Origin of the sequence: Rarobacter incanus (assembly GCF_006715765.1) — a bacterium.
Lineage (GTDB): Bacteria > Actinomycetota > Actinomycetes > Actinomycetales > Cellulomonadaceae > Rarobacter > Rarobacter incanus.
The window spans coordinates 1,887,939-1,909,808 of the sequence record NZ_VFNV01000001.1 but is presented as its reverse complement, the minus strand read 5'-3'; the positions used below and the strand labels follow the sequence as shown (position 1 = coordinate 1,909,808).

Annotated in this window: 20 protein-coding genes; 10 read left to right on the top strand and 10 right to left on the bottom strand. The window is 67.0% G+C overall.

Features of this window, described 5'->3' with window-relative positions; genetic code table 11:
- The 4 genes from FB389_RS07900 to FB389_RS07885 are packed head-to-tail and all read left to right on the top strand — an operon-like array spanning position 1 to position 3,872.
- Positions 1–1,218, top strand: coding sequence for a glycerate kinase family protein (locus FB389_RS07900; RefSeq protein WP_142112531.1), 1,218 nt, complete (start codon positions 1–3; stop codon positions 1,216–1,218).
- Between the two features lie 33 nt (positions 1,219–1,251).
- Positions 1,252–1,488 (top strand): FeoA family protein, encoded by a 237-nt coding sequence (locus FB389_RS07895; RefSeq protein ID WP_142112529.1) that lies wholly within the window; start codon positions 1,252–1,254, stop codon positions 1,486–1,488.
- Between the two features lie 7 nt (positions 1,489–1,495).
- Positions 1,496–3,490 carry a ferrous iron transporter B gene (feoB, locus tag FB389_RS07890; protein ID WP_142112527.1) on the top strand — a complete coding sequence of 665 codons (1,995 nt, stop codon included), beginning with the start codon at positions 1,496–1,498 and terminating at the stop codon, positions 3,488–3,490.
- Between the two features lie 10 nt (positions 3,491–3,500).
- On the top strand, positions 3,501–3,872 hold the full coding sequence (locus FB389_RS07885; protein ID WP_142112525.1) for a hypothetical protein: 372 nt from the start codon (positions 3,501–3,503) through the stop codon (positions 3,870–3,872).
- A gap of 114 nt (positions 3,873–3,986) precedes the next feature.
- Here the strand turns inward: FB389_RS07885 and FB389_RS07880 are convergent, their stop codons facing one another.
- Genes FB389_RS07880 through FB389_RS07870 form a run of 3 tightly spaced genes read right to left on the bottom strand, consistent with a single transcriptional unit; the run spans position 3,987 to position 6,991 of the window.
- The gene (locus FB389_RS07880) at positions 3,987–4,652 is read right to left on the bottom strand and encodes a YigZ family protein (RefSeq protein WP_211344980.1); all 666 of its coding nucleotides are present in this window, start codon (positions 4,650–4,652) and stop codon (positions 3,987–3,989) included.
- A gap of 24 nt (positions 4,653–4,676) precedes the next feature.
- The gene (locus tag FB389_RS07875) at positions 4,677–5,213 is read right to left on the bottom strand and encodes a fibronectin type III domain-containing protein (protein ID WP_142112523.1); all 537 of its coding nucleotides are present in this window, start codon (positions 5,211–5,213) and stop codon (positions 4,677–4,679) included.
- On the bottom strand, positions 5,210–6,991 hold the full coding sequence (locus tag FB389_RS07870; protein ID WP_142112521.1) for a hypothetical protein: 1,782 nt from the start codon (positions 6,989–6,991) through the stop codon (positions 5,210–5,212). The genes FB389_RS07875 and FB389_RS07870 overlap by 4 nt, the downstream gene beginning before the upstream one ends.
- A 120-nt stretch (positions 6,992–7,111) precedes the next feature.
- Between FB389_RS07870 and FB389_RS07865 the strand changes: the two genes are divergently transcribed.
- Positions 7,112–8,686, top strand: a complete 1,575-nt coding sequence (locus tag FB389_RS07865; protein WP_246043588.1) for an aspartate:alanine exchanger family transporter — start codon at positions 7,112–7,114, stop codon at positions 8,684–8,686.
- A gap of 11 nt (positions 8,687–8,697) precedes the next feature.
- Here FB389_RS07865 and FB389_RS07860 read toward each other — a convergent pair whose 3' ends face one another.
- Together FB389_RS07860 and FB389_RS07855 are read right to left on the bottom strand one after the other, a co-directional pair.
- The gene (locus FB389_RS07860; RefSeq protein ID WP_342776032.1) at positions 8,698–10,368 is read right to left on the bottom strand and encodes an MDR family MFS transporter; all 1,671 of its coding nucleotides are present in this window, start codon (positions 10,366–10,368) and stop codon (positions 8,698–8,700) included.
- A gap of 296 nt (positions 10,369–10,664) precedes the next feature.
- On the bottom strand, positions 10,665–11,057 hold the full coding sequence (locus tag FB389_RS07855; protein WP_142112517.1) for a hypothetical protein: 393 nt from the start codon (positions 11,055–11,057) through the stop codon (positions 10,665–10,667).
- A gap of 195 nt (positions 11,058–11,252) precedes the next feature.
- Here FB389_RS07855 and FB389_RS07850 point away from each other — a divergent pair, with 195 nt between their 5' ends.
- The 5 genes from FB389_RS07850 to FB389_RS07830 all read left to right on the top strand — a co-directional run bounded on the left by FB389_RS07850 (position 11,253) and on the right by FB389_RS07830 (position 15,604).
- Entirely contained in the window at positions 11,253–11,789 is a 537-nt protein-coding gene (locus tag FB389_RS07850; protein WP_142112515.1) for a hypothetical protein, read from the top strand.
- The gene (locus FB389_RS07845) at positions 11,786–12,466 is read left to right on the top strand and encodes a response regulator transcription factor (protein ID WP_142112513.1); all 681 of its coding nucleotides are present in this window, start codon (positions 11,786–11,788) and stop codon (positions 12,464–12,466) included. The genes FB389_RS07850 and FB389_RS07845 overlap by 4 nt, the downstream gene beginning before the upstream one ends.
- A complete protein-coding gene (locus FB389_RS07840) occupies positions 12,463–13,692 on the top strand; it encodes a sensor histidine kinase (protein ID WP_142112511.1) in 1,230 nt (409 codons plus the stop codon). The genes FB389_RS07845 and FB389_RS07840 overlap by 4 nt, the downstream gene beginning before the upstream one ends.
- A gap of 159 nt (positions 13,693–13,851) precedes the next feature.
- Positions 13,852–14,550 (top strand): GntR family transcriptional regulator, encoded by a 699-nt coding sequence (locus FB389_RS07835; protein ID WP_142112510.1) that lies wholly within the window; start codon positions 13,852–13,854, stop codon positions 14,548–14,550.
- A gap of 13 nt (positions 14,551–14,563) precedes the next feature.
- Complete coding sequence (locus FB389_RS07830; RefSeq protein WP_142112508.1) at positions 14,564–15,604, top strand: 1-aminocyclopropane-1-carboxylate deaminase; 1,041 nt, start codon at positions 14,564–14,566, stop codon at positions 15,602–15,604.
- A gap of 159 nt (positions 15,605–15,763) precedes the next feature.
- Here FB389_RS07830 and FB389_RS07825 read toward each other — a convergent pair whose 3' ends face one another.
- From FB389_RS07825 to FB389_RS07805, 5 genes are all read right to left on the bottom strand, one after another.
- Positions 15,764–18,391, bottom strand: coding sequence for an ATP-dependent Clp protease ATP-binding subunit (locus tag FB389_RS07825; RefSeq protein WP_142112507.1), 2,628 nt, complete (start codon positions 18,389–18,391; stop codon positions 15,764–15,766).
- A 131-nt stretch (positions 18,392–18,522) separates the two neighbouring features.
- Positions 18,523–19,749, bottom strand: a complete 1,227-nt coding sequence (locus FB389_RS07820; RefSeq protein ID WP_142112505.1) for a Dyp-type peroxidase — start codon at positions 19,747–19,749, stop codon at positions 18,523–18,525.
- A complete protein-coding gene (locus FB389_RS07815; protein WP_246043587.1) occupies positions 19,746–20,336 on the bottom strand; it encodes a copper chaperone PCu(A)C in 591 nt (196 codons plus the stop codon). The genes FB389_RS07820 and FB389_RS07815 overlap by 4 nt, the downstream gene beginning before the upstream one ends.
- A gap of 38 nt (positions 20,337–20,374) precedes the next feature.
- Positions 20,375–21,130, bottom strand: coding sequence for a copper resistance CopC family protein (locus tag FB389_RS10850; RefSeq protein WP_142112503.1), 756 nt, complete (start codon positions 21,128–21,130; stop codon positions 20,375–20,377).
- Between the two features lie 93 nt (positions 21,131–21,223).
- The gene (locus tag FB389_RS07805; protein WP_142112501.1) at positions 21,224–21,850 is read right to left on the bottom strand and encodes a hypothetical protein; all 627 of its coding nucleotides are present in this window, start codon (positions 21,848–21,850) and stop codon (positions 21,224–21,226) included.
- Between the last annotated feature and the right edge of the window lie 20 nt (positions 21,851–21,870).

Genomic DNA, 21,870 nt, shown 5'->3' with positions numbered 1-21,870 from the left:
GTGAAATCGCTGCGGGTGGTGATAGCGCCGGACTCCTTCAAGGGCACCATGCCCGCGCCGGTTGCCGCCCGCGCAATAGCACGCGGTTGGGCCGACGAGTTCCCCGCCGACGTCATCACCGTCATCCCGATGGCGGATGGTGGCGAGGGGACGCTGGAGGTGCTTGCGGCGGGAGTCGCGGGTGCGCGGCTCGTCGGCGAGCCGCGCACCCCGCAGGCCGGGCCCGGCCCGGGGCCGTGGCTCGCGTGTCCCGGCGATCCCTTCGTAGACGCGGGCGCCGCGGCCCCGCCCCGGAACACCGCTCCGACGCCGGGCGGCAGCGCCGCGGGCGAAGACACCGTTGGAGTCGTTGAACTAGCGGCATGCTGCGGCCTTGGCCTGTATGACCCACCCGCGCCGCTGACCGCGAACACGTATGGCCTGGGGCAAACGATCGCGCGCGCTCTAGCGGGCGGGGCCACCCGCCTGATCGTCGCCCTGGGTGGGTCCGCCTCCACGGATGGCGGCGTGGGTGCCCTGGTGGCGCTCGGTGCCCGGATGCTCGATGCGGGGGGCGGGGAACTCGTCCCCAGTCCTGAAAAGCTGCGGGAACTCGGTGAGCTGGACCTATCGGATGTGCGCATCAGCGCCGACATTGAGGTGCTGACCGATGTGACCAATCCGCTGCTGGGCGCCGCGGGGGCCGCCGCCACGTTCGCGCCCCAAAAGGGTGCCGACGCCTCCCAGGTGGCTGTTTTGGAGGCCGGGTTGCGACACCTGGCGAATGTCCTGGAACGACAGGGCCTGGCCGCGGCCGATGCGGCGAAACGCCCCGGCGCGGGGGCTGCCGGGGGAACGGCGTTCGGTTTGGCGACGGCGCTGGGGGCGCGGATCCGCCCGGGCGCGCCCACCCTCGCGATTCTGTCCGGGCTTGACGCGGCGATCGGGCGGGCCGATGTTGTCATAACCGGCGAGGGGCAGCTTGATGCCACCAGTTGGGCGGGCAAGGTCGCCGGCGAGGTGCACCGGCTCGCGGCGGGGCGGCGCGTGGGCGTCATCGCGGGAACCACCGGCACCGACATCGGCAACGCGGGCCGCGCGATTGCGGGACGCGGCGACCTAGTCACGCTAACGGAAATCGCCGGTGACGCGGCGACCGCTCGCGGCGAACCCGCCCGGTTCGCCGCCGCCGCAGGGGCGGCGCTATCGCGCCACATCCACGGGACCATCGTCCCTTAGGCAAGCCTCACCAAAGCGCGTAGTGTCGAAAGTGTGAAACTCAACGGCACACACCTTGGAGACCGCGTCACCGTGGCATCGGTCGATCCCGCCGCCTTCCCCACACCCGCGGGCCGCTTGCGGCTACGCGAACTGGGCATCAGGCCGGGCGCGCAGGTGCGCGTGATCCGTTCCACGCCATTCGGTGGGCGCGTCATCACGCTCGCGACCAGGCGAATCGCGCTCGACCCCCACACGTGCGCCGCGATCGCCGTCGAGCAGGGACGGTGATGCGCCCGTGAGCTGCCCCCACTGCGCCCCCACCTCCGGCGCCTCCACGCAGGCCCGCGTCGGCGTATTACCTTCCGCCCGCGAGCGCGTTGTCCTGGTCGGCACACCAAACGCCGGCAAGACCACGCTCTTCAACCAGCTCACGGGCGCCCGCCAGGACGTTCGCAACTCCCCCGGCACCACCGTCGAAATTGCCACCGGATCGTGGCGCATGGCCGCGCCCGCCGGTTCCCCCGCGCGGGACGCCGACCCGCGAACATACACCCTCATCGACCTGCCGGGGCTGTATTCCCTCAGCCCCGTATCGGCCGACGAACGGGTCGCCAGCGACACCATCGCCTCGCTCACCCACGACGACGTGGTCGTGGTGGTGGCGGATGCCTCGCAGCTGCACGGTTCGTTGCTGCTGCTGGGACAGGTTGCCCGCCGGGTGCGACGCATCGTGGTGGCGCTGACCATGAATGACGTGGCGTCGGCCGCGGGGACCGTGATCGACCCGGGTCGCCTGGAGCAGGTTTTGGGCGTGCCGGTTATCGCCATCGACCCTCGCACGGGCCGGCCCTTTAGCGAATTGGCCGCGGCGCTATCCGGATTGGACCGACACCCCGGCACCGTCCGGACCGTGCCGGACGGCCCGCGCTACGACGGTTCGGCCGACGTCGAGGAGCTGATGGCGGACGCCGACGCCCTGCTGGCCTGGGCGCAGGACGTGATCGACGAGGCCGGTATCGCCACCGAGCCCGAACGCCCGACCCGATCAGACAGAATCGATCGTTGGCTCCTCAATGGCTGGGTCGGCATCCCCATCTTCTTGGCGGTCCTGTGGTTGCTATTCGAACTCGCGACGCGGCTGGCCGCCCCCATCATGGACGCCGCCGAGGGTCTGGTTTCCGGCCCCGTGGCCGGGATTGTGCAGGCCGCGCTGGGCGCGATGGGCATCGGCGGCGGCTGGTTCCAAGCCTTCTTGATCGACGGAATACTGGCGGGCGTCGGAACCGTCGTTGCCTTCGCCCCGCTGATGGCGATGATGTTCCTGGCCATCGGCGTGCTCGAAGATTCCGGCTACGTCGCCCGCGTAGCGGTACTGGCCGACCGGTTGATGCGTTCGGTCGGGTTGGACGGCCGCGTGGTGATGCCCCTGGTGGTCGGATTCGGTTGCAACCTGCCCGCGCTCGCGGCCACCAAGACGCTGCCGAATTCGCGGCAGCGCCTGCTCACGGGCCTGGTGATCCCCTACACGTCGTGCCCGGCCCGCCTGACCGTCTACATCCTGATCGCCGGGATTTTTTTCCCGCGCAATGCGGCACTGGTCCTGCTGACGATGTACGTGCTGTCGGTGGCGCTGGTGGTCGGCGGCGCGTGGCTGCTGCGCCGCACCCTCTTCACCGACATTAAGGCCGAGCCCCTGGCATTGGTCCTGCCGTCCTACCAAGTGCCGCAGTTGCGACCCCTGCTCGTGACGATGTGGGTACGCGTCCTGGCATTCCTGAAAGGCGCGGGAACCATCATTGTCGCCGTCCTGGCGGCGGTGTGGCTGCTGCTTGCCATCCCCGTGACCGCGGGGCACAGCTTCGCCAATGTGCCGGTGGCCGATTCCGCGTACGGGCGGATCGCGGAGGGCGTGGCACCCGCGTTCTCCCCCGCGGGCTACGGAGATTGGCACATGGCTAGTTCTGTGATGACCGGATTTGTGGCGAAAGAAGTGGCGGTCGGTGCGCTGGCCCAGTCCTACGCGGTGGACGAGCCCGACGATCCCGCGCTGGCGGGCGATCTGGGGGCGCAGGTCACCTCCACCCTGGAGTCCACGTCGGGAGGGCACCCGCGGCCAGCCGCGATCGCTTACCTGATCTTCGTGCTCGCGTACACGCCGTGCCTGGCCACGGTCGCCGAACAGTGGCGACTGTTCGGGGCGCGGTGGACGCTGGGCGCCATGGGCGCGCAGATCGCCGTCGCGTGGACGTTATCGGTCGCCGCCTTCTGGCTGCTGCGCCTGGTTTGGTGAGTGGCCCGCCATGACTGCACTCGAATCCCCCGCCCGCAGGCGATCCGCTATTCCTGCCAAGCGGCCAATCACGGACGAGGCCCCCTCCTCCCCGCGCTCCGTGACCGCAAGCGTGCTCGCCGCGCTGCGCGCCGGGTCGACGGAGGCCCTGATCGCCGCCGACTTGGGAATTTCGGTGCAGGTCGTCCGCGCGGCGGTGCGCCAACTGGTCGCATTGGGGCTGGCGCAGCCGGTTGGCGGGTGCGCGGCGGGCGGCGGATGCCCCACCTCCGCGGGCGGCTGCCCGGCGGCGCCCGGCGCCGCAGCGGGACCACCCGCCCCGCTTCCCCTCACCTGCCGCGGGTGCCCTTTCGCGCCCGCGTCCGCGGTCCTACGCAAGTAGCGTGGCTTGTTCCGCGCAAGTGGCGCCCGCGCGCGGTGCCCGCCAGGCGGTTCCCGGCGCGTTGGGGCGCCCGCGACCGTTCCGGCGGGAAGCGCCCGCGCACGGTTCGCGCTGCTAGGCGCTCGATTCCACGACCTGTAGCTCACCCGAATGCGCCGTGGTCTGCCCCCCGGTCGCAGCCGATATGAACTCTGCGAGCAGCGGCTCGTCACCCACCGCCACCGCAACCCGCAGCGCGGCATCCTGCGCGTAATCAACCCCGAGGAAAACAGCAGCATTGGCATCGCACCAGGTGCGGAGCAGGTTTTCGAGCTTCCCGGATTCGGCGTACGGGGCGTGCACCGTCATCCGGCGCCGCAACGCCCGCGGGCGCACCGCCGCCCGATCCAGCGCCTCGCTGACGGCAGCGGTGTAGGCGCGCACCAGCCCGCCCGCGCCGAGTAGCGTCCCGCCGAAGTACCGCACCACGACCGCAACAACGTCGGTGACCTGGCGCCGCCGCAGCACCTCCAGCATCGGCACCCCGGCGGTCCCTGAGGGTTCCCCGTCGTCGCTCGATCGCTGCAGGTCGCCGTGCGGCCCGATGACCATCGCCACGCAGTGGTGGCGCGCGTCCCAGTATTGGCGGCGCAGGGAGGAGATGGCCTCGTCCGCTTCACTCACGGTGCGAACGGGGACTAGGTGTGCAATGAAACGCGACTTCTTGATATCGATCTCGTGCTCGCACGGCCCGGCGATAGTGGCCAATAGCGGGCGCGATGGGTCGACGTCGGGGTTCACCCCACCATTGTGCCCCGCCAGCGTTCAGCGCACCGCACGTTTGGCCGTCGCCTTCACCCACTTCGACGCCCCTGCGGCGCCCACCGCCCTGACCTTTACGACGTAAGTTCTGCCCTTCCGTTGCCCCTTCGCGATCCATTTCTCTGCCTTCGGTTTCAGGCGCACGACCTTCGACCCGGATCGCACCTCTATGCGCGACACGGGTGCGGCAGCCCTCGATGCGGGCGGACGCCACGTCACGACGGCCCTGCCCTTGGCCTTGAACACCATCTTGAGTCGGCGCACCGGCCGCGGCTTCCCGACAGGCGTGACCGTCCCCTTGGCTTGCGGCCCCTTTTTCCCCGACGAGTCCACCGCCACGATCGACCCGGTAACCTTGACGCCGTTTGTCAATCCGGTGAAGGTGGCGCTGCGCGCGTTCCCCGGCAACTCCCGGCGCTGCGCGCCCACCGTGACGCTGTAGCGCGCCGCTCGCCCCGACCTGGTTCCGGTCCATGTGACCTTGACCTTGCCCGGGCCTCCCCGCGCCCGCGATCCCGTGACCGCGCCGACTGGTTTCACACCGTTGCCGCCGCCATCGCCCGAGCCACCGCCGCCATCGCCGAGCCGCCGCCGCCCGCCTCGTGGTCCCACACAGCGCTGCTGCTGACGCTGCATGACCCGTACACCTCTTTGCCGCCAACCATCGCCGATGCCGCCAGGCACACGGTGAGGTTGGCGTCCCACGGGCCATTGGTGTTGTCGAGCACGATCGGCGCCGTCGGATTGGCGCGCGAGATAGGCACGGTCCAAGATTTGGTGGCGGTACCGGCGCCTTGGGCGGTGACTTTGTAATTGACAAGATCGGTGGACGCCGCACCGCTCGGCATTGCTGGGATCAGCTTGAAGGAGGGCTCGTCACCGCTTTGATTTGTCGCTTCGAGGCCCTCGATCGCGGCGACAACCGGATGTAATTGCGGATTGTTACCCACGGACACCTGCGCAACGTCAACGTTGCCCCGGTACCCGGTGTCAACGCTGTAGTTGTCTCGGGATTCGATGATCGCGCTCCCGTCGGGCCCTGCCGCAACGACGCGAGCGGGAACTGGGTTCGCTTCGTGATGCGGGGTATCGGTTCCCACGCAGCGCGAAGAGCGCACATCAACGGCGCGGACCGCGACCCCGGACCATCCGCACACCTGGGATTCAAACCTGCCGTAGTCATTGAACCCGTCCACGGTGTACCAGGCGAACTTTCCGTCGGGCGACAACACCACCCGATTCGTCGATATGAGGTGCCGGTCGGCGTAGGTGCGTGTCGGGTCGATGATCGCCGCGGGACGGTCCAGAGCATCCTCCACTGAAATAGCGGCATCCGTTGCGGGGTCCACGACCACGTCGGGATACGCATAGTCAGACCACGCGGGTCCCCCGCCGGTGGATGTCAGGTGCGCAAACATTTGCGCCCCCACGACGAAGCGACCGTTGTTCGCAATCTGAGTCACGTCCGTGACCCCCAAGAAGCCGCCCGACTCCGCGTCATAACGCCCCTTCGCATCGTAGTCTCCGCTGATCGCACCAGCCGCGTCGATGCGGCGAACGATGACGTGGGTGTCGCCCCACTCGTCGGGACCGGACCACGCCACCTGCGAGCCGTCCACAGAGATGACGCCAGCGGTTGCCGTTGCAAACATTGCGACGGCGGGGCCAATCGTCATGTTTGCGTTGGAATTGCGCCAGTTGATCGTCGCGACGCGACCATCTTTGAGCACCAATCGCAGGCGGCCGTCGGCCAAAAAGGTCCCTGCGTGCAGACCCGCGGCACCCACTCTCGCGGAATAGTCAGACAATGCTGCCGGGTCATCGACCCGCGCCCATGTGACCTGACCGGTTTCAACGTCCGCGACGTACAGTGCGTCGGACTGCGGCTGCCCGGTCCTGATCTTGACGACTTCGCCGACCGCAACCCCCTGCTCGACCGTCGGCTGCGGCTGCCGGGCGGGCCGGACCTGCGTCATGCCACCGGGAGTTGTTGGCGCGGATGTCCAAGCGACCACCTGCGCGGATTGCCCGACAGCTCCGCCCAGGCCGACCGATTCTTCGGCTCCGAAAAACCCGGCCCCGTGCGCGTTCGCGTCGATGCCGGAGACCACGATTCGGGCGGTATCGTCGCCCGGATCCGTGTTCGGATCGACAAACGCCATCCGGCCGCCGCTCGGCGCCACGACCCCGTACGCATAGGTCGTCGGTGCCACGAAGGTGCGCAGCGGGTTCTCCCCCTTGCCACGCGCCCGTCCCGGCGGGCCCGAATCAGGCCGCGCCGCCGTCGACGCCAATCGCACCGCAACCACTACCCCCATCGTCGCAGGGGACTTAAGTCCCCGGCAACGATGGCGACCCCAGAGTTTCCCCAGTCTTTGGGGGGTTCGCGGGGCTGTTGGACCCTCCACGGCCGCCGATCCCGCGGGTACCGTGGGCGCGTGTCGATTTACCATGCGCTCGAATCCTCGCCTCTGCTCACGGTGTTCCTGGTCGTCGCTGCGGGTACCGCACTGGGCGCCGTCAGATTCGGGCCGCTTCGCTTCGGTGCGGCCGGTGCTCTTTTCACGGGCCTAGTGCTGGGCGCGCTGGACCCCGCCCTCGGCAAGGGCCTGGCGCTCCTGCAGACGCTGGGCCTGGCGCTGTTTGTGTACACCGTGGGCCTGGCGGCCGGCAGCACCTTCGTGCGCGATCTGCGCAGGCAGTACCCGCTCATGCTCGTCGGCATCGGCACGCTTATCGCCGCGACCGCGGCCGCCGGGTTGGCCGGGATCGCGCTGGGCGTGGACGGGCCGATGATCGCCGGCGCCTTCACGGGAGCGCAAACCTCCACCCCCGCGCTGGCCGCCGCCTCCGAAGCCGCCGGGAGTAGCGAGCCCGCAGTCGCGTACTCGCTCGCGTACCCGATCGGCGTCATCGTGTCCATTCTTGCCGTCGCCGCGGTCGCGGGAAGGGCCTGGCCCGCCCGGCACGATCAGGGTGGCAACTCCGCGGAAGGGCTGGACGCCGCCAGCGTCCTTGTGAGTAAAGAAACCTCGCTTTGCGAAGTGCCCGGCTACGCGGATCAGCGCGTTCGCCTTTCGTACCTGGAAAGAAATGACGAGGTCCGCGTCGTCCGCCCCGACGAGGTTCTGCGCCAGGGCGACCGCGTTCTGGTGGTGGGCCAACGCGCCGACATGGAGGTCGCTGCGAATTACCTGGGCGCCGGCCTCGACCAGCACCTGGCACACGACCGCACCTACGTGGACTTTCGCCGCATCGTCGTATCGAACCGCGCCGTCGTCGGGCACACCATTTCCGAACTCGACATGCCGGGCAGGTTTGGCGGGGTCATCACGCGGGTGCGGCGCGGCGATGTGGATCTGCTAGGGCGCGACGATCTGACACTCGAATACGGAGACCGCGTGCTGGCGGTCGTGCCGCGGCCCAGATTGCGCGCGGTGCGCGCGTTTCTGGGGGATTCGGAACGGAAAATATCCGAGGTTGACGCCCTCACGATGGGCATCGGCATGGCGCTGGGGCTGGCCGCGGGGCTGATCAAGATACCGCTTCCCGGTGGCGGCACCTTTGGGCTCGGGGCGGCCGCGGGTCCCCTGGTGGTCGGCATGGTTCTTGGCGCCTTGGAACGCACCGGCCCCGCCGTGTGGGGAATGCCCAGGGCGGCGAACCTGACGGTGCGCCAGCTGGGGTTGCTGTTCTTCCTCGCCACCGTCGGACTCAGTTCGGGTGACGACTTCGCGGCCGCCGCGTGGTCGGCAACGGGGCTCAAGGTTGGCGTGATCGCGATAGCGGTCACGGCGGTGACGGCCGCCGCCTTCCTGGGCGGCGGCCGCCTGCTGGGCCTCAGCGCGGCGCGGACCTGTGGGGCCTTCGCGGGGGTGGTGGGTCAGCCCGCCATATTGGACTTCGCGAATTCGCGGGTGACCGACGACCGCATCGAGTCCGGGTACGCCGCACTTTTCGCGCTGGGAATCATCGTCAAACTAGTCCTGGTGCAGGTGCTGGTCGGGCTCTGATTCCTTCAAGGTCAATGCGTCGGCCGGTGATGGGGGTGCTCGTCCTTGATTTCAACCACGGCTTCCCCGCGCGCAACCATGCCGGCTTGATCGGACAGCTTGACCTCTTTGAGGAAGAAAGTGACGACAAGCCCGATGACCAGGTACGGAAGCAAATACCAAAACGCGGGCGTCAGGGCGTTCGCGAAAGCGTGCGTCACCTGCGCGTGCAGCGGTTCGGGCAGCGCGTTGACGATCTCGGGAGTCAGCGACTGCGCGGAATCGGTGCCGCCGGAACCCTGCTGAGCGGCGAAGAGCGGTTCCAGGTGTTCCTTGAGTCGGGTGGCAAACAAAGACCCGAACATAGCCGCCCCGATGGACCCGCCGATCTCGCGGAAGAAGCTGTTGGAGCTGGTCGCGACGCCGATTTCGTGCGGATCAACAGCGTTTTGCACGGCAAGCACCACGTTTTGCATTGTCAGCCCCATGCCTGCACCCAGCACAAAGACGGTCACGCCGAATTGCACCAGCGACGTGTCCGCGGTCAGGCGCGTTAGCCCAATCAGCCCCACAACCGCGATCGCCATCCCCAGGATCGGGAACAGCTTGTAGCGGCCCGTCTTGTTGATGATCAGACCGGACGAGATCGCCATCAGCATCATCCCCACCATCATCGGGATGAGCAGCAGCCCCGATTCCGTGACCGAGACTCCCTTCGTCATCTGCAGGTAGGTGGGCAGGTATCCGATCGCCGCGAACATGCCCAACCCGAGCACCAGCCCCACGATCGAGGTCAGCGTGAACGTCGAGTTCTTAAACAGCCGCAGGGGAAGGATGGGGTCGAACGCCCGCAGTTCGACGGCGATGAACGCCGCGATGGCTAGGAGAGTGATGGCAAGCAAGGTCAGCAACCGCGGGTTGGACCAATCGTATGCCGAGCTCTTCGCGAACGATGTCCAGGAGGCGACGAGGACAATCCCCGCCGTGCCGATCACCATCGTTATGATGCCCAGCACATCGATGGGCTTGTCGTGGCGGTGGGTCGGGATTCGCAGCGCCACGAAGGTGATCAGGAACGCGATGATCCCGATCGGGATGTTGATGGCGAAGCACCATCTCCATCCGGGCCCGTCCGTGAACCAGCCGCCCAGCAACGGGCCGGCAATGGCTGATAGGCCAAAAATGGCGCCCATCGGGCCCATGTACTTGGCGCGGTCCTTGGCGGGAACGATGTCGGCGACCACCGCCATGGAAAGGATCATCAAACCCCCGCCGCCGATGCCCTGCACGCCGCGAAGAATGACGAGTTCCAGGAAGCTCTGCGCGAACGTGGCCCCGGCGGAGGCGATCGTGAACAGGCCGATCGCGCCCAGGAGCAGCCACCGTCTGCCCCAAATGTCACCGAATTTGCCGTACAGCGGCATCATGATCGCGGCCGCCAAGATGTAGATCGTGATCAGCCAAGACTGGTGTTCCAGCCCGTTCAGTTCACCGACGATCGTCGGCAGCGCGGTGGAGATGATCATCTGGTCAAGCGACGACAGGAACATTCCCGCCATCAGCGCCGACATGATCACCCAAATGCGCCTGTTCGTCAGCACGATCGGTGCGGTCGCGGGCGGGGTGTCCTGGCCGGACGGGTCGTGTGGGCCGAGCGCGCCTTGGGGGTGCTGCGGCTGCGAAAGTGAATCGGTGGTCGCCAATGTGTTCCTAGATTGGGCGGTCGCGCCGTGGGGCGCGGATCGTACCGGTCAGCGAAGAGCCGCCGGCTCACGGGCCGCCGTCGGCAGCCCTAAGTTAGCCAACCACAGCCCAACTCAAACTATTCCACCTGTATCCGACATTTCGCCAGACAATAACCCGCGGCGGCGAGAATGCGCCCGCGGGGATCCTCGCACGGTTCGCGGACCCCGTGCATCGGGCCAGTGAAACGAGCAGGCGCCGGGTCATTCCCCCCTGCGGAATGACCCGGCGCCTAAGGCGGTGCGCACCTAGCGCGCTATCGCACCCGCACCTTCACGGTCGGGGAAACTATGTTCATCCCCCCGCCCAGGTAACGAGTGGCAACCCTCAGTTTCCGCGTCCCCTTCAGGTTCAACTGAACGCGCACGGAGTATTTGCCCGATTTCAAGGTCTTCACCTTCGCGCCGGTCAGCGCGACCCACTTCTTGCCGACCTTGGTCTGGACCTTCACGGTGCGACCGGCGATGCCGGCATCGTCGTGCAGGTATGCGCCCGAGATTTTGAAATATGAGCCCGTCGCGACGGTGGAAGCGCTGGGAATCGCCGTGACCGAGTACTCGGTTGGCATTGCCTGCGCCGCCGGCGCCAAGCCCAATCCTGCCGCCCCTACCGCGATCGCCGCTGCCGCCGCGACCTTCCTCATCATCATCACAACCACCTCGCATTGGCGGCCAGTGCTGGTCGATAGCGGAAGCATTCGGCGCGGACGCTGGTCATATCGGATTTTGCTTACAGGACCACAATGCAACACGAACTTCTCAGGTCGTTCCCAAGAATGTGGCAGTTGTGTCACAAATCGACGCTACGGTATGGGAGTGGGCGACGATAGTGTTGGAGGATCATCATGAACACGACCAACCCGCCCGCGCGCAACCGTCGGTATGCCCAAGCCGGACCATTAGTCTTCGCACTAGTGGTCGCGCTCGCCGCCGCGGGGGCAATCTGGCGCATGGCCACAAGCACCTTCGCGGATCCGGCGGCTAAGGTGGCTGCCGCAGCAACCGCGCAGGGCCAAGCGCAGCCAACGTACCTTTTTAACTGTGCCGGGAATCCGCGTGAGCACCCCTCCTCGATCGTGCTCGCGTGCGGAGACGGCAATGAGTCCATCAACGCGATCCAGTGGACGACGTGGGGCCTGGAGGCCGCGAAGGGGACGGCTCTATACGAGGTGAACGACTGCGAGCCGTCGTGCGCGGAGGGTAAGCAGCTCGAGTTTCCGGTCGCGGTGACGCTGAGCAACCTGTATCGGGGAGAATCCTCCCAGTACTACCGCGACCTCACCGTCACATTCACGGAGAACCGCCCGCCCTGGGTAACTTCGAGCACGCAGGAATTTGACGTGGATAATTCGCGGTCGGCAAACAAGGTCAACTCTCAATGACTAGCAACCCCATCACCGTGCTGGTGGTTGAGGACGACAGCGATGTTCGCACGACGACCTCGTTGGTCCTGCGCCGGCGCGGCTTTGACGTCGTGGAGGCGCCCGATGGCGTCGAAGGACTCGATGCGATCGCGGGCGGTGGCATCGATGTGGCGTTGGTGGATGTGGCCATGCCGCGCATGGATGGGCTATCGATGACGCGCCTGGCGCGCGCGTCGCATGACCTGCCGATCATTCTGGTAACGGCGCGCGACTTACCGTTCGATCAGGTCGCGGGCTTGGACGCGGGCGCCGACGATTACGTCACGAAACCCTACGACGGCGACGTGTTGGCTGCACGCATACGTGCCGCCGTGCGCCGCCAACGTCCCGCGCGCCGCGAGGCGTATGTGATCGCGGACGCGCGGGTCGACGCCGAAGCGATGACCGTGACTCGCGGGGGCGAACCGCTGCTCCTCAGCGCCACGGAGATGAGGCTCTTGCTCGCCCTGATCCGCGCCGAGGGGCGCGTGATGAGCCGCAGTGAGCTTCTGCGGGAGGTGTGGAACGACGAAACGTGGACGGACGAACGCGTCGTCGACACCAACGTGCAGCGCCTGCGCGGGAAGCTGGGAGTGGACGCGATTACGACGGTCAGAGGGTTCGGATACAAGGCGATTGCGGAACGGGCTTCGTGATTCGGTCGCTGCGCACGCGGATTGCGCTCGTCGTCATCGGCTGCGCCCTGGTCGTCGCGTCGACGATAAGCCTCATCGTCGATCGCCAATTCATGATCAGCGGCCGAGAACACCTGCGCGAGACGGCGATCGACCAGCTCGACGCAGCGACCGCGACGTACGAATTCTCGGGTGCCTTGAGCCGCAACGCCACAACGAACCAGTCCGTGATGCCCCCGACGCTTCGCTCATCCATTACAGGAGACCTCACCGCCACCTACTTCGACGGCGCCACGATGTGGGGTGCCCACCGGGTGGCGGATTCGAAGATCCTGGCGGTCCGGGTCAGCGCCGATCAGCTCACCACCCAGCGTTCGCAACTGCGGGCGATTCTGACCTGGACCTCTGCGGCCGTCGTGGTCCTTGCTGGGGCGGTCGGCTTCCTGGTGGCAAATCAGCTCACGCGGCGCTTGCGGCGCGCGGCCTCGATGGTCGTCGGCGCGGACAGCACGCAGGCAAGCATTTCTGATGCGGTGGGCGGAAACGATGAGGTGGCCGAGCTAGCGACAACGATCGACGAGCTCACCACGCGCCTTTCCGACCGCCTAGACCGCGAGCGCGCTTTCTCCGCCAATGTCGCACATGAGCTCCGCAATCCGCTGACGGCATTGGTGAACGCTACCGAGCTTTTGGACGACGCGGACGAGGCCACCGCCCTCGTGCGCAACCAGACCAAGAGGATCCGGGCTCTCGTCGAAAACCTCCTTGACCTGGCCCGCTCGGAAGGTGGCGCTGATCGCGATCGCTTCGACGCGCACGAGTCCGCCACGCTAGTGCGGTCGATCGTGCGCGACATCGAGCGCCTCACCGAGGCGAGAGCGCAGGTGGTCGCCGAGTTTTCGGCCCGTGTCCTGACCGACCCACACCGCCTGGGCCAGGTCCTATCCAATCTGATCGTCAACGGTAACCGCCACGGCGGCGGCAACGTGCGGGTGGTCGTCCTTGGCGACACCGTTGAAGTCCGCGACGCAGGCCCCGGCTTCCCCGACGATATTGTCCGCAACGGCCCGCACCGGTTCTCCACCTACGGTCGGGCAGGCGGGTCTGGCCTGGGATTGGTGCTCGCCACGCAGCTCTGCGAGGCACTGGGCGGCAACCTCGTGCTGACCAACGGCCCGCTGGGGGGCGCTGTTGCTCGCTTCACGCTTCCGCTCGCCCCGCCCGAGGCGCCCTCACACCCTGCCTGACACCCGGCCGCCCGAGGAGCCCTCACACCCTGCCTAACACCCGACCGCCCGAGGCGCGCCGGCGGGCGGCCCATACCCCGCACCGACCGTCATCGAAGCGGACCGGGGGACGCCGCCGCCCTGTTGACAAATCCCTCGCTGCGATGTGCAGTATATTGCATGTCAGTTAGCGCTACCGCTCCGGTCCCCCCACTCCCACCTCGCCCGCTGTTGCGCGACTCGGTCCTAGACGCGCTGCGAACCGCGATAGTTGCCGGAACGCTCGCCCCCGATGAGCAGGTTCGCGACGCACAGATAGCGCAGTGGCTCGGCGTCTCCCGCACCCCCGTGCGCGAGGCAATCCTGGAGCTGGCGCGCGCGGGTTTGGTGCGGGCAACGCCCGGTCGGATCACGACCGTGGCACCACTGGACGCAACCGAGGTCCGCCACGCGGCCCAGGTCGTCGCCGCCATGCACCGAACCGCTCAGCTTGCAGCCACGCCCCGGCTGACCGACGCCGACATCGACCAGATGGTCGCGGCAAACGCGCGCTTCGCTAGGGCGCACGCCGCCAAAGACGTCGATGCCGCGCTTGCCGCGGACGCCGAACTCCACGGCGTCGCGGTACGCGTCGCGGCAAACCCCGCGATTGCGGATGTACTTGCCACCTACGAGCCGGTGTTGGAGCGCGCCGAGCGCCTGCGATTTGCATCGTTGGAGGGGCATGCCTCCGCACAGCGTCACAGCGAGCTGATCGACCTGTGCCGCCGCAAGGACGCGCAAGGCGCGGCGGACCTAGCGAGCATGATCTGGTCCGATCTGACGGTTTCAACCAGCGACCCCGATGGCTCCGCCACCGGTGAAAACCCATCCCACTAAAGGAGCACCGCCCGTGAAGCTAGCCCAATTTCCGCGCTATCGGATGACTTTTGGCCCCAGCCCCCTGCAACGCCTCGACCGCCTCACTCAGCACTTGGGAGGCGCTCAGGTTTGGGCGAAACGCGAGGACGTGTCCTCGGGGCTGGCCTTCGGCGGCAACAAGATACGCAAACTCGAATACATCGTGCCCGACATCATCGCCTCGGGCGCGGACACCCTTGTGTCTATTGGCGGCTACCAGTCGAACCACACGCGCCAGGTTGCGGCGGTGGCCGCTCACCTGGGGCTTAAATCGCGCCTGGTCCAAGAGACTTGGGTTCCGTGGGATGACCCCACAAACGACAAGGTCGGCAACATTTTGCTGTCCCGGATGATGGGCGCGGACACGCGGCTGGATCCGCACGGATTCGACATCGGCATCCGCGACTCGTGGAAGCAGGCACTCGCAGAAGTTGAGCAGACAGGCGGCAAGCCCTACCCGATTCCCGCGGGGGCGTCCGAGCACAAGCTCGGCGGGCTTGGATTTGCGAACTGGGCCTTCGAGGTAGCGGCCCAGGAACGCGAGCTAGGTGTCTTCTTCGACACTATCGTCGTGTGCACGGTGACCGGGTCGACGCACGCCGGGATGATCGCGGGTTTCGCGGCACTCGAGGACATCACCGGGATCAAGCGCCGCGTCATCGGGATCGATGCGTCGGCAACGCTGGAAAAGACCACCGACCAGGTCACGCGGATCGCGCGCAACACGGCTTCCTTGATCGAGTTGGGTCGGGATCTGCGCGATGACGAGATCACGATCCTGCCGGGATGGGCCGGCGAGCACTACGGAGTTCCCGTGCAGTCCACCATGGACGCGATGAGCCTGGGTGCCGAGTTGGAGGCCATGATTACCGACCCGGTGTACGAAGGTAAGTCCCTAGCCGGGCTAATCGATCTGGTCCGCGAAAAGGACATCCCTGCCAGCTCCACGGTGCTGTATGCGCACCTGGGTGGCCAACCCGCGCTAAACGCCTATCACTCGCTGTGGGACGACCAGGGCCCGGCCAAGCTGTAGCGCTCTACGCGGCCGGGCGCCTCCCGCGTGGCGCCCGGCGCGACCGGTGCCGTGGCCGGGCGGGCGCGGCCGACAATAGCTGAATTTCACCGAAAACCGAGAAGTGGCGGGGGCGGCACCAATGTGCAGCCCCCGCCACTGTCATGCCCGCGGTGCTACCTAACCGACATCGGGGTTCTTCGAGCCGTCGGCCGCGACGGACGCTTCGACGACGGCATCCGCCTCATCGTCGACGTCCAGCGCGGGCTGCGGGGCTGCGACATCGTCGCCGGCTTCGACTGCGTTCGATGAGTCACCATCGACGCCCGCGGCCTGCTTGGTCGCGAGATAGTCGGCCTTGTCGACGCCGTTGAAGTGGAACTCACCGAGCGGCGCGTCGCCTTCGGCGTCCACGATGACGATCTGCCCGGGCTTGACGTCCCCGAACAGGATCTTCTCGCTGAGGACATCCTCGATATCGCGTTGCAGCGCGCGGCGCAGCGGACGCGCACCCAGGACCGGGTCGTAACCCCGCTCCGATATGAGCTTCTTGGCCGCGGGGGTGAGCTCGACGGCCATATCCTTTTCGAGCATCCGCGAGTTCAGCTTCGCGATCATCAGGTCCACGATCGACAGAATCTCCGGCTGCGTGAGCTGCGGGAACACGATGACGTCATCGACACGGTTCAGGAACTCGGGGCGGAAGTGCTGCTTGAGTTCCTCGTTCACCTTCGACTTCATGCGGTCGTAGTTCGTGGCCGTATCGCTGGACGAGTTGAACCCGGTCTGGACGCCGCGCGCGATGTCCTTGGTGCCAAGGTTCGTCGTCATGATGATCACGGTGTTCTTGAAGTCGACCATGCGCCCCTGCGCGTCGGTCAACCGGCCATCTTCGAGAATCTGCAACAGCGAGTTGAAGATGTCGGGGTGCGCCTTTTCCACCTCGTCGAACAGCACCACCGAGAACGGCTTGCGCCGCACCTTCTCGGTCAGCTGGCCGCCCTCTTCGTAACCGACGAATCCAGGCGGGGAACCAAACATCCGCGAGACGGTGTGCTTCTCCGAGTACTCCGACATGTCGAGCTGGATCAGCGCATCCTCATCACCGAACAGGAACTCGGCTAGCGCCTTGGCAAGCTCGGTCTTACCAACACCGGTCGGACCCGCAAAGATGAACGAACCACCCGGGCGGTGGGGATCCTTCAGGCCAGCACGCGTGCGACGGATCGACTTGGAAAGGGCGCGGATGGCCTCGTCCTGCCCAATGACCCGCTTGTGCAGCCCGTCCTCCATGTGCAGCAGCCGCGCGGATTCCTCTTCCGTGAGCTTGAACACGGGGATTCCGGTGGACATGGCAAGTACCTCTGCCACCAAATCCTCGTCCACCTTCGCCACGGTATCCATGTCGCCGGACTTCCACGCCTTCTCTTGCTCCGCGCGCTTGGCGATGAGCTGCTTCTCCGTGTCGCGCAGCTGCGCGGCCTTCTCGAAGTCCTGCTCATCGATCGCGGATTCCTTATCCCGCTTCGCCTGAGCGATCTGCTCATCAAGATCACGCAACTCAGGCGGGGCAGTCATGCGGCGGATCCGCAGCCGCGCCCCGGCCTCGTCGATAAGGTCAATAGCCTTATCCGGCAAGAATCGGTCGTTGATGTATCGATCCGCGAGCGTCGCCGCCGCCACCAGAGCGTCATCGGTGATCGACACGCGGTGGTGCGCTTCGTACCGGTCCCGCAATCCCTTCAGTATCGCGATGGTGTGGTTCAAGGTCGGCTGATCGACTTGAATCGGCTGGAACCGCCGTTCCAACGCGGGGTCCTTTTCGACGTGTTTGCGGTATTCGTCGAGCGTGGTGGCACCGATGGTTTGCAGCTCGCCGCGAGCAAGCATCGGCTTGAGGATGGAGGCGGCGTCGATCGCGCCCTCCGCCGCGCCGGCTCCCACCAGCGTGTGGATCTCGTCGATGAACAAGATGATGTCGCCGCGGGTGCGGATTTCCTTGAGGACCTTCTTCAACCGCTCCTCGAAGTCACCGCGGTACCGCGATCCCGCCACCAACGAGCCAAGGTCAAGGGTGTAAAGCTGCTTATCTTTGAGGGTTTCGGGGACGTCTCCGGCCACGATGTCCTGCGCCAGCCCCTCGACGACCGCCGTCTTTCCGACGCCCGGCTCACCGATCAAGACCGGGTTGTTCTTGGTGCGGCGAGACAGCACCTGCATGACCCGCTCAATTTCCTTTTCGCGCCCGATGACGGGGTCGAGTTTGCCCTCGCGAGCCGCCTGCGTCAGGTTGCGCCCGAACTGGTCGAGCACGGCCGACCCGGCAGGCGTTCCCTCCGCAGGCCCCCCCGCGTTCGCGGGTTCCTTGCCCTGATACCCAGAAAGCAACTGGATAACCTGCTGGCGCACCGTGGACAGGTCGGCACCGAGCTTGGTGAGAACCTGGGCGGCCACGCCTTCGCCCTCGCGAATCAAACCGAGCAGGATGTGCTCGGTGCCAATGTAGTTGTGGCCCAGCTGCAACGCCTCGCGCAAAGACAGCTCCAGAACCTTCTTAGCCCGCGGCGTGAACGGGATGTGCCCGCTGGGGGCCTGCTGACCCTCGCCGATAATCTCGGTGACCTGGCTGCGCACCGCGTCGAGCGAGATACCCAAGGACTCCAGGGCCTTCGCGGCAACCCCCTCACCCTCGTGGATCAGGCCGAGCAGGATGTGCTCCGTACCAATGTAGTTGTGGTTAAGCATGCGGGCCTCTTCTTGGGCCAGCACGACCACCCGCCGCGCACGGTCGGTAAATCTCTCAAACATGGGCGCTCCTTCCGGTGCCACCGAGGCCATGACTGTGGCCCAGTGGCTTTCGACTCTAACCGCACTCAACGCGCCGCGGCCCCAAAAACTGCCCTTGTTCGCCATTGGCGTGAAAGACCGAATCGCCCCGCCTAGTTGAACAGTGCCGCCCCGAGCCTCTCCCCCTCGCGCGCGCCGGGCAACATCGCAAAGACAGCCGACCCGATGGGTGTTGTCCATTCGTTCAGCATGTCCAATTCATCCAGGCGACGCTGGATCGGAACGTATTGGGCGACGGGATCGGCTTGATACGACGCGAAGATCAGCCCGGCTTCGGTCTGCCCGGCGCGGGCCGGGATCTCGTAATTCGCACCCCTCCTATAGATTTTCGGCGACGAGTTCCCCCCGCGCGCACGCCTCATGTGTGCGTAATCAGGGATGATGGCGAAGCCCAGGTTATCGACCGCCTCGAAGTCGGGCTCGTCGTGCTCATTGACGCCCGTCAGGGGAGCACCATTGCTCAGGAACCTCCCCACGGACCCCTCACGACCGGTGCGGTCGATGCGGTCCCACGCGTCCAGATCCATCCGGATGCGGCGCAGCACCAGCGACGTGCCGCCCGCCAGCGGACCATCGGATATCCACACCGCGGCATCGAAGGCCGCCGTGCCCGGCACCGGGTTGACGGTCCCGTCGACCTGCCCGAACAGGTTACGCATGGTTGTTCCCGAGGCGAACGCTCCGCGCGCGTTGCGAAATCCGTCCTGCACCCACCGGGGCGAAGCAATTGATCGGATGTCCTTCGCTATTTGCCTGGCGGCGTGCATGACCGTCGCCGGCTCATCGCTGGCGACTTCGACCAGCAGGTCGCCGCCGGACCATTCCTCGCGCAGATCGTCCACGCCGAACGCGGGAAGCGGAGCCAGCCACGACGGCACGGCCGCTTTCCCGGCCGCCAGCGACATGAGTGCCGGCCCCACCCCGACGGTCACCGTCAGGTTCGCTGGAGCGTACGCCATCTCCGGCTCCTGGTCGCCCAGCGGCGCCCGTCCGTCCATCAGCGCGGAAGCATCATCGGTGAGCGTCCGCATAAGCCTGCGCACGGCATCGCGGTCGGCGCCCGCGATGAGGTCAAAGGCCGCGAAGCGGACGTACGCTTGCGCGTCCACGGTCAGGCCCGCCTGGTGCGCGCCTGCAAAGGCGATACGGCTGTCGGCGAACGCCGCATCGGTCGACTTGGAGGGGGCGGCTGGGGCACCTCGTCGGTCCTGCGCACGCCACTGCAGACCAACCGCAGCCGCCGCACCGATACCGGCCATCGCCCCCGCTCCCAACAGGCCGCGGCGCGAGATTGCGCGCTGGGGGCGGCCATCGGTCATTGCCCGCCGCCCATGTCCGCCCCGGCGTGGTCGGGTGTGTAGGTTTCCTGCGCCCCGGAATACTCACGGATCGGACCGGTGATAGTTAGTGTCGAACCGTCTGCGAACGAGAGGGTGACCGAGGCATCGTCCCCGGCCTTGAGCGCCCGCGCAAGCGCCATGTACATGATGTGATTTCCGCCGGGCGTTAGTTCAAGTGTTTCGCCAGCGCCGATGGTGAATCCGCCGTCCTTCTTCTGCATTGCGGTCGCCCCCGAAGCATCGGTGACGGTTTCATGCAGTTGCATCGAGGACGAGTCCTCGCTTTCCGCCGCGGTGATGGTCGCGGCCGCGGTTCCATTGTTCGTGAGCACCGCGAACATGGCCGTCATTGCGCCCTTGTCGGCGGCCTTGGCCCAGACGTCGGAAGCGGTGATGGCGTCAGCCTGAGTTTGGGCGGGCGCTAAGGTGGCCGCTTGCGATTGTCCGGCCAGGGATGTGGCCGAAGTGGGTTCCGAGCTAGTTGTGCACCCCGCGAGCGCGGCGAAGGTTAGCGCGCCTAGAATCATCGCGGCAGCGGTGCGAACGGGTGTTTTAGATGTGAACATGTCTTCCTCAGAGCAGATAGATGGGCCGCGGTGGCTTTTTACTTGCGCCGGGACGGCGCGGAACGCCGAACGGCACGGTAGATCAGATACGTGACGATTCCCGCCAGGGCGCCGATGACCGCCGCGCCGATCAGCCGCGAGATCCCGCTGCCCGAGTCCCGCCCCGCCCGGTCGGTCGCGGCGGCGGTTGCGGCGTCGGCGTCGGCGGCAGCGGCCGTCGCCCCCGCATCCGGCTCGCCGGCGGCGGCGCCCCCTGGCGTTCCCTGCGACTGCGCGGAACCGGATCCGTCTTGGGCCGCGCCGGCAGCCCCCTGGGTGCCGTCCGTTGCGTCCTGGGCCCCGGTGGCCGCAGCGCCATCTTCCGGCGAAGCGGTGGAATCCTGCGATTTCGCAGGGACCGCGCCGGTGGTCACGGTGAACGCATAGGTCCCCGAGATGGGGTGCGCATCCGATGACACGACCCGCCAGGTGACCGTGTAGGTGCCAGCGGGTGCATCGTCGCGCAGGGTTGTTTCCACCTGGTCGCCGCTGACGGTCGCGTCGTCGTTGTCCCAGCGCTCGTCGTCGGGGCCTACGACTTTGATCGCGGCGCCGGTGTCCAAGACGCTTTCCGAAAAGGTGAGCTTTAGCTCACCTGGAAGCACCTTGATCTTGGCCCCGTCGGCGGGGTTGGCACCGAGAAGGGCATCGTGCGCGTAGGCGAGCGGGGCCCCCGCGATTCCCGCGACAACGACCGCGGCCGCGCAGGCAAAAAGGGTTGGCGCGCCGAATGCGCGCGCAAGTACGTTCTTCATAATCTCTGGATTCCTCACAGTGGATGACCGTCGCCCACGGCGACGCTGGCGCGCAGATGGCGCAGCCGGTCACCAAGAAGAACTGGGCGCCGGCTACGCCGCGCGCGCGGGCGGCGCCCGCCCCCGCCACGGCGCGCGCAAGGCGCGCCCGTGCCGGACGCTGTATCGGAAGATCGAGGCTTCGGCGCGACCGAACCGACGCGGCGCCCATGCAACGCGAAGCAGGGATTTGGCCCACCGCGCGGCGCGGGCCAGCAGGTCGCCCACCGTGTCTGCGGCATACATGAACGCCGCTATGAGCGCGCCCGCCGCGCAGTGCGCGACCACCATGGTGGCCGCGGCGGCGGGCCCCGGCACCCCCGCGGCGGCAGCGGGCACGAACACGACGCTTCCCGCCCCGAGGTGATGCGCATGGCCGGCCAGGGTTTCCCCCGCGCCGGGCGCACCGGTCAAGGTGGCGCCGGCGGCCGCCTGCGAGGCAGTGAAGAGCCAGTGGAATGCGACCTGGCTCAGCGCCACAGACGCCACTACATGCACCGCGCGGCGCTGCGACCATGACAGCGCAACCGTTCCCAGCAGCGTCGGCACCGCAGTCGCCACGATGACAAAGAGCCCCGGGGCGCTTCCCCCGGCGATGACGTGCGCAAAAACGGTAGCAACCAGCGCCACGGCGGCGATCGCGACCGATCGCGTCACGCGCGTAAGGGGGCTGGCGGGCATGGCCCCATCATGGCATAGCC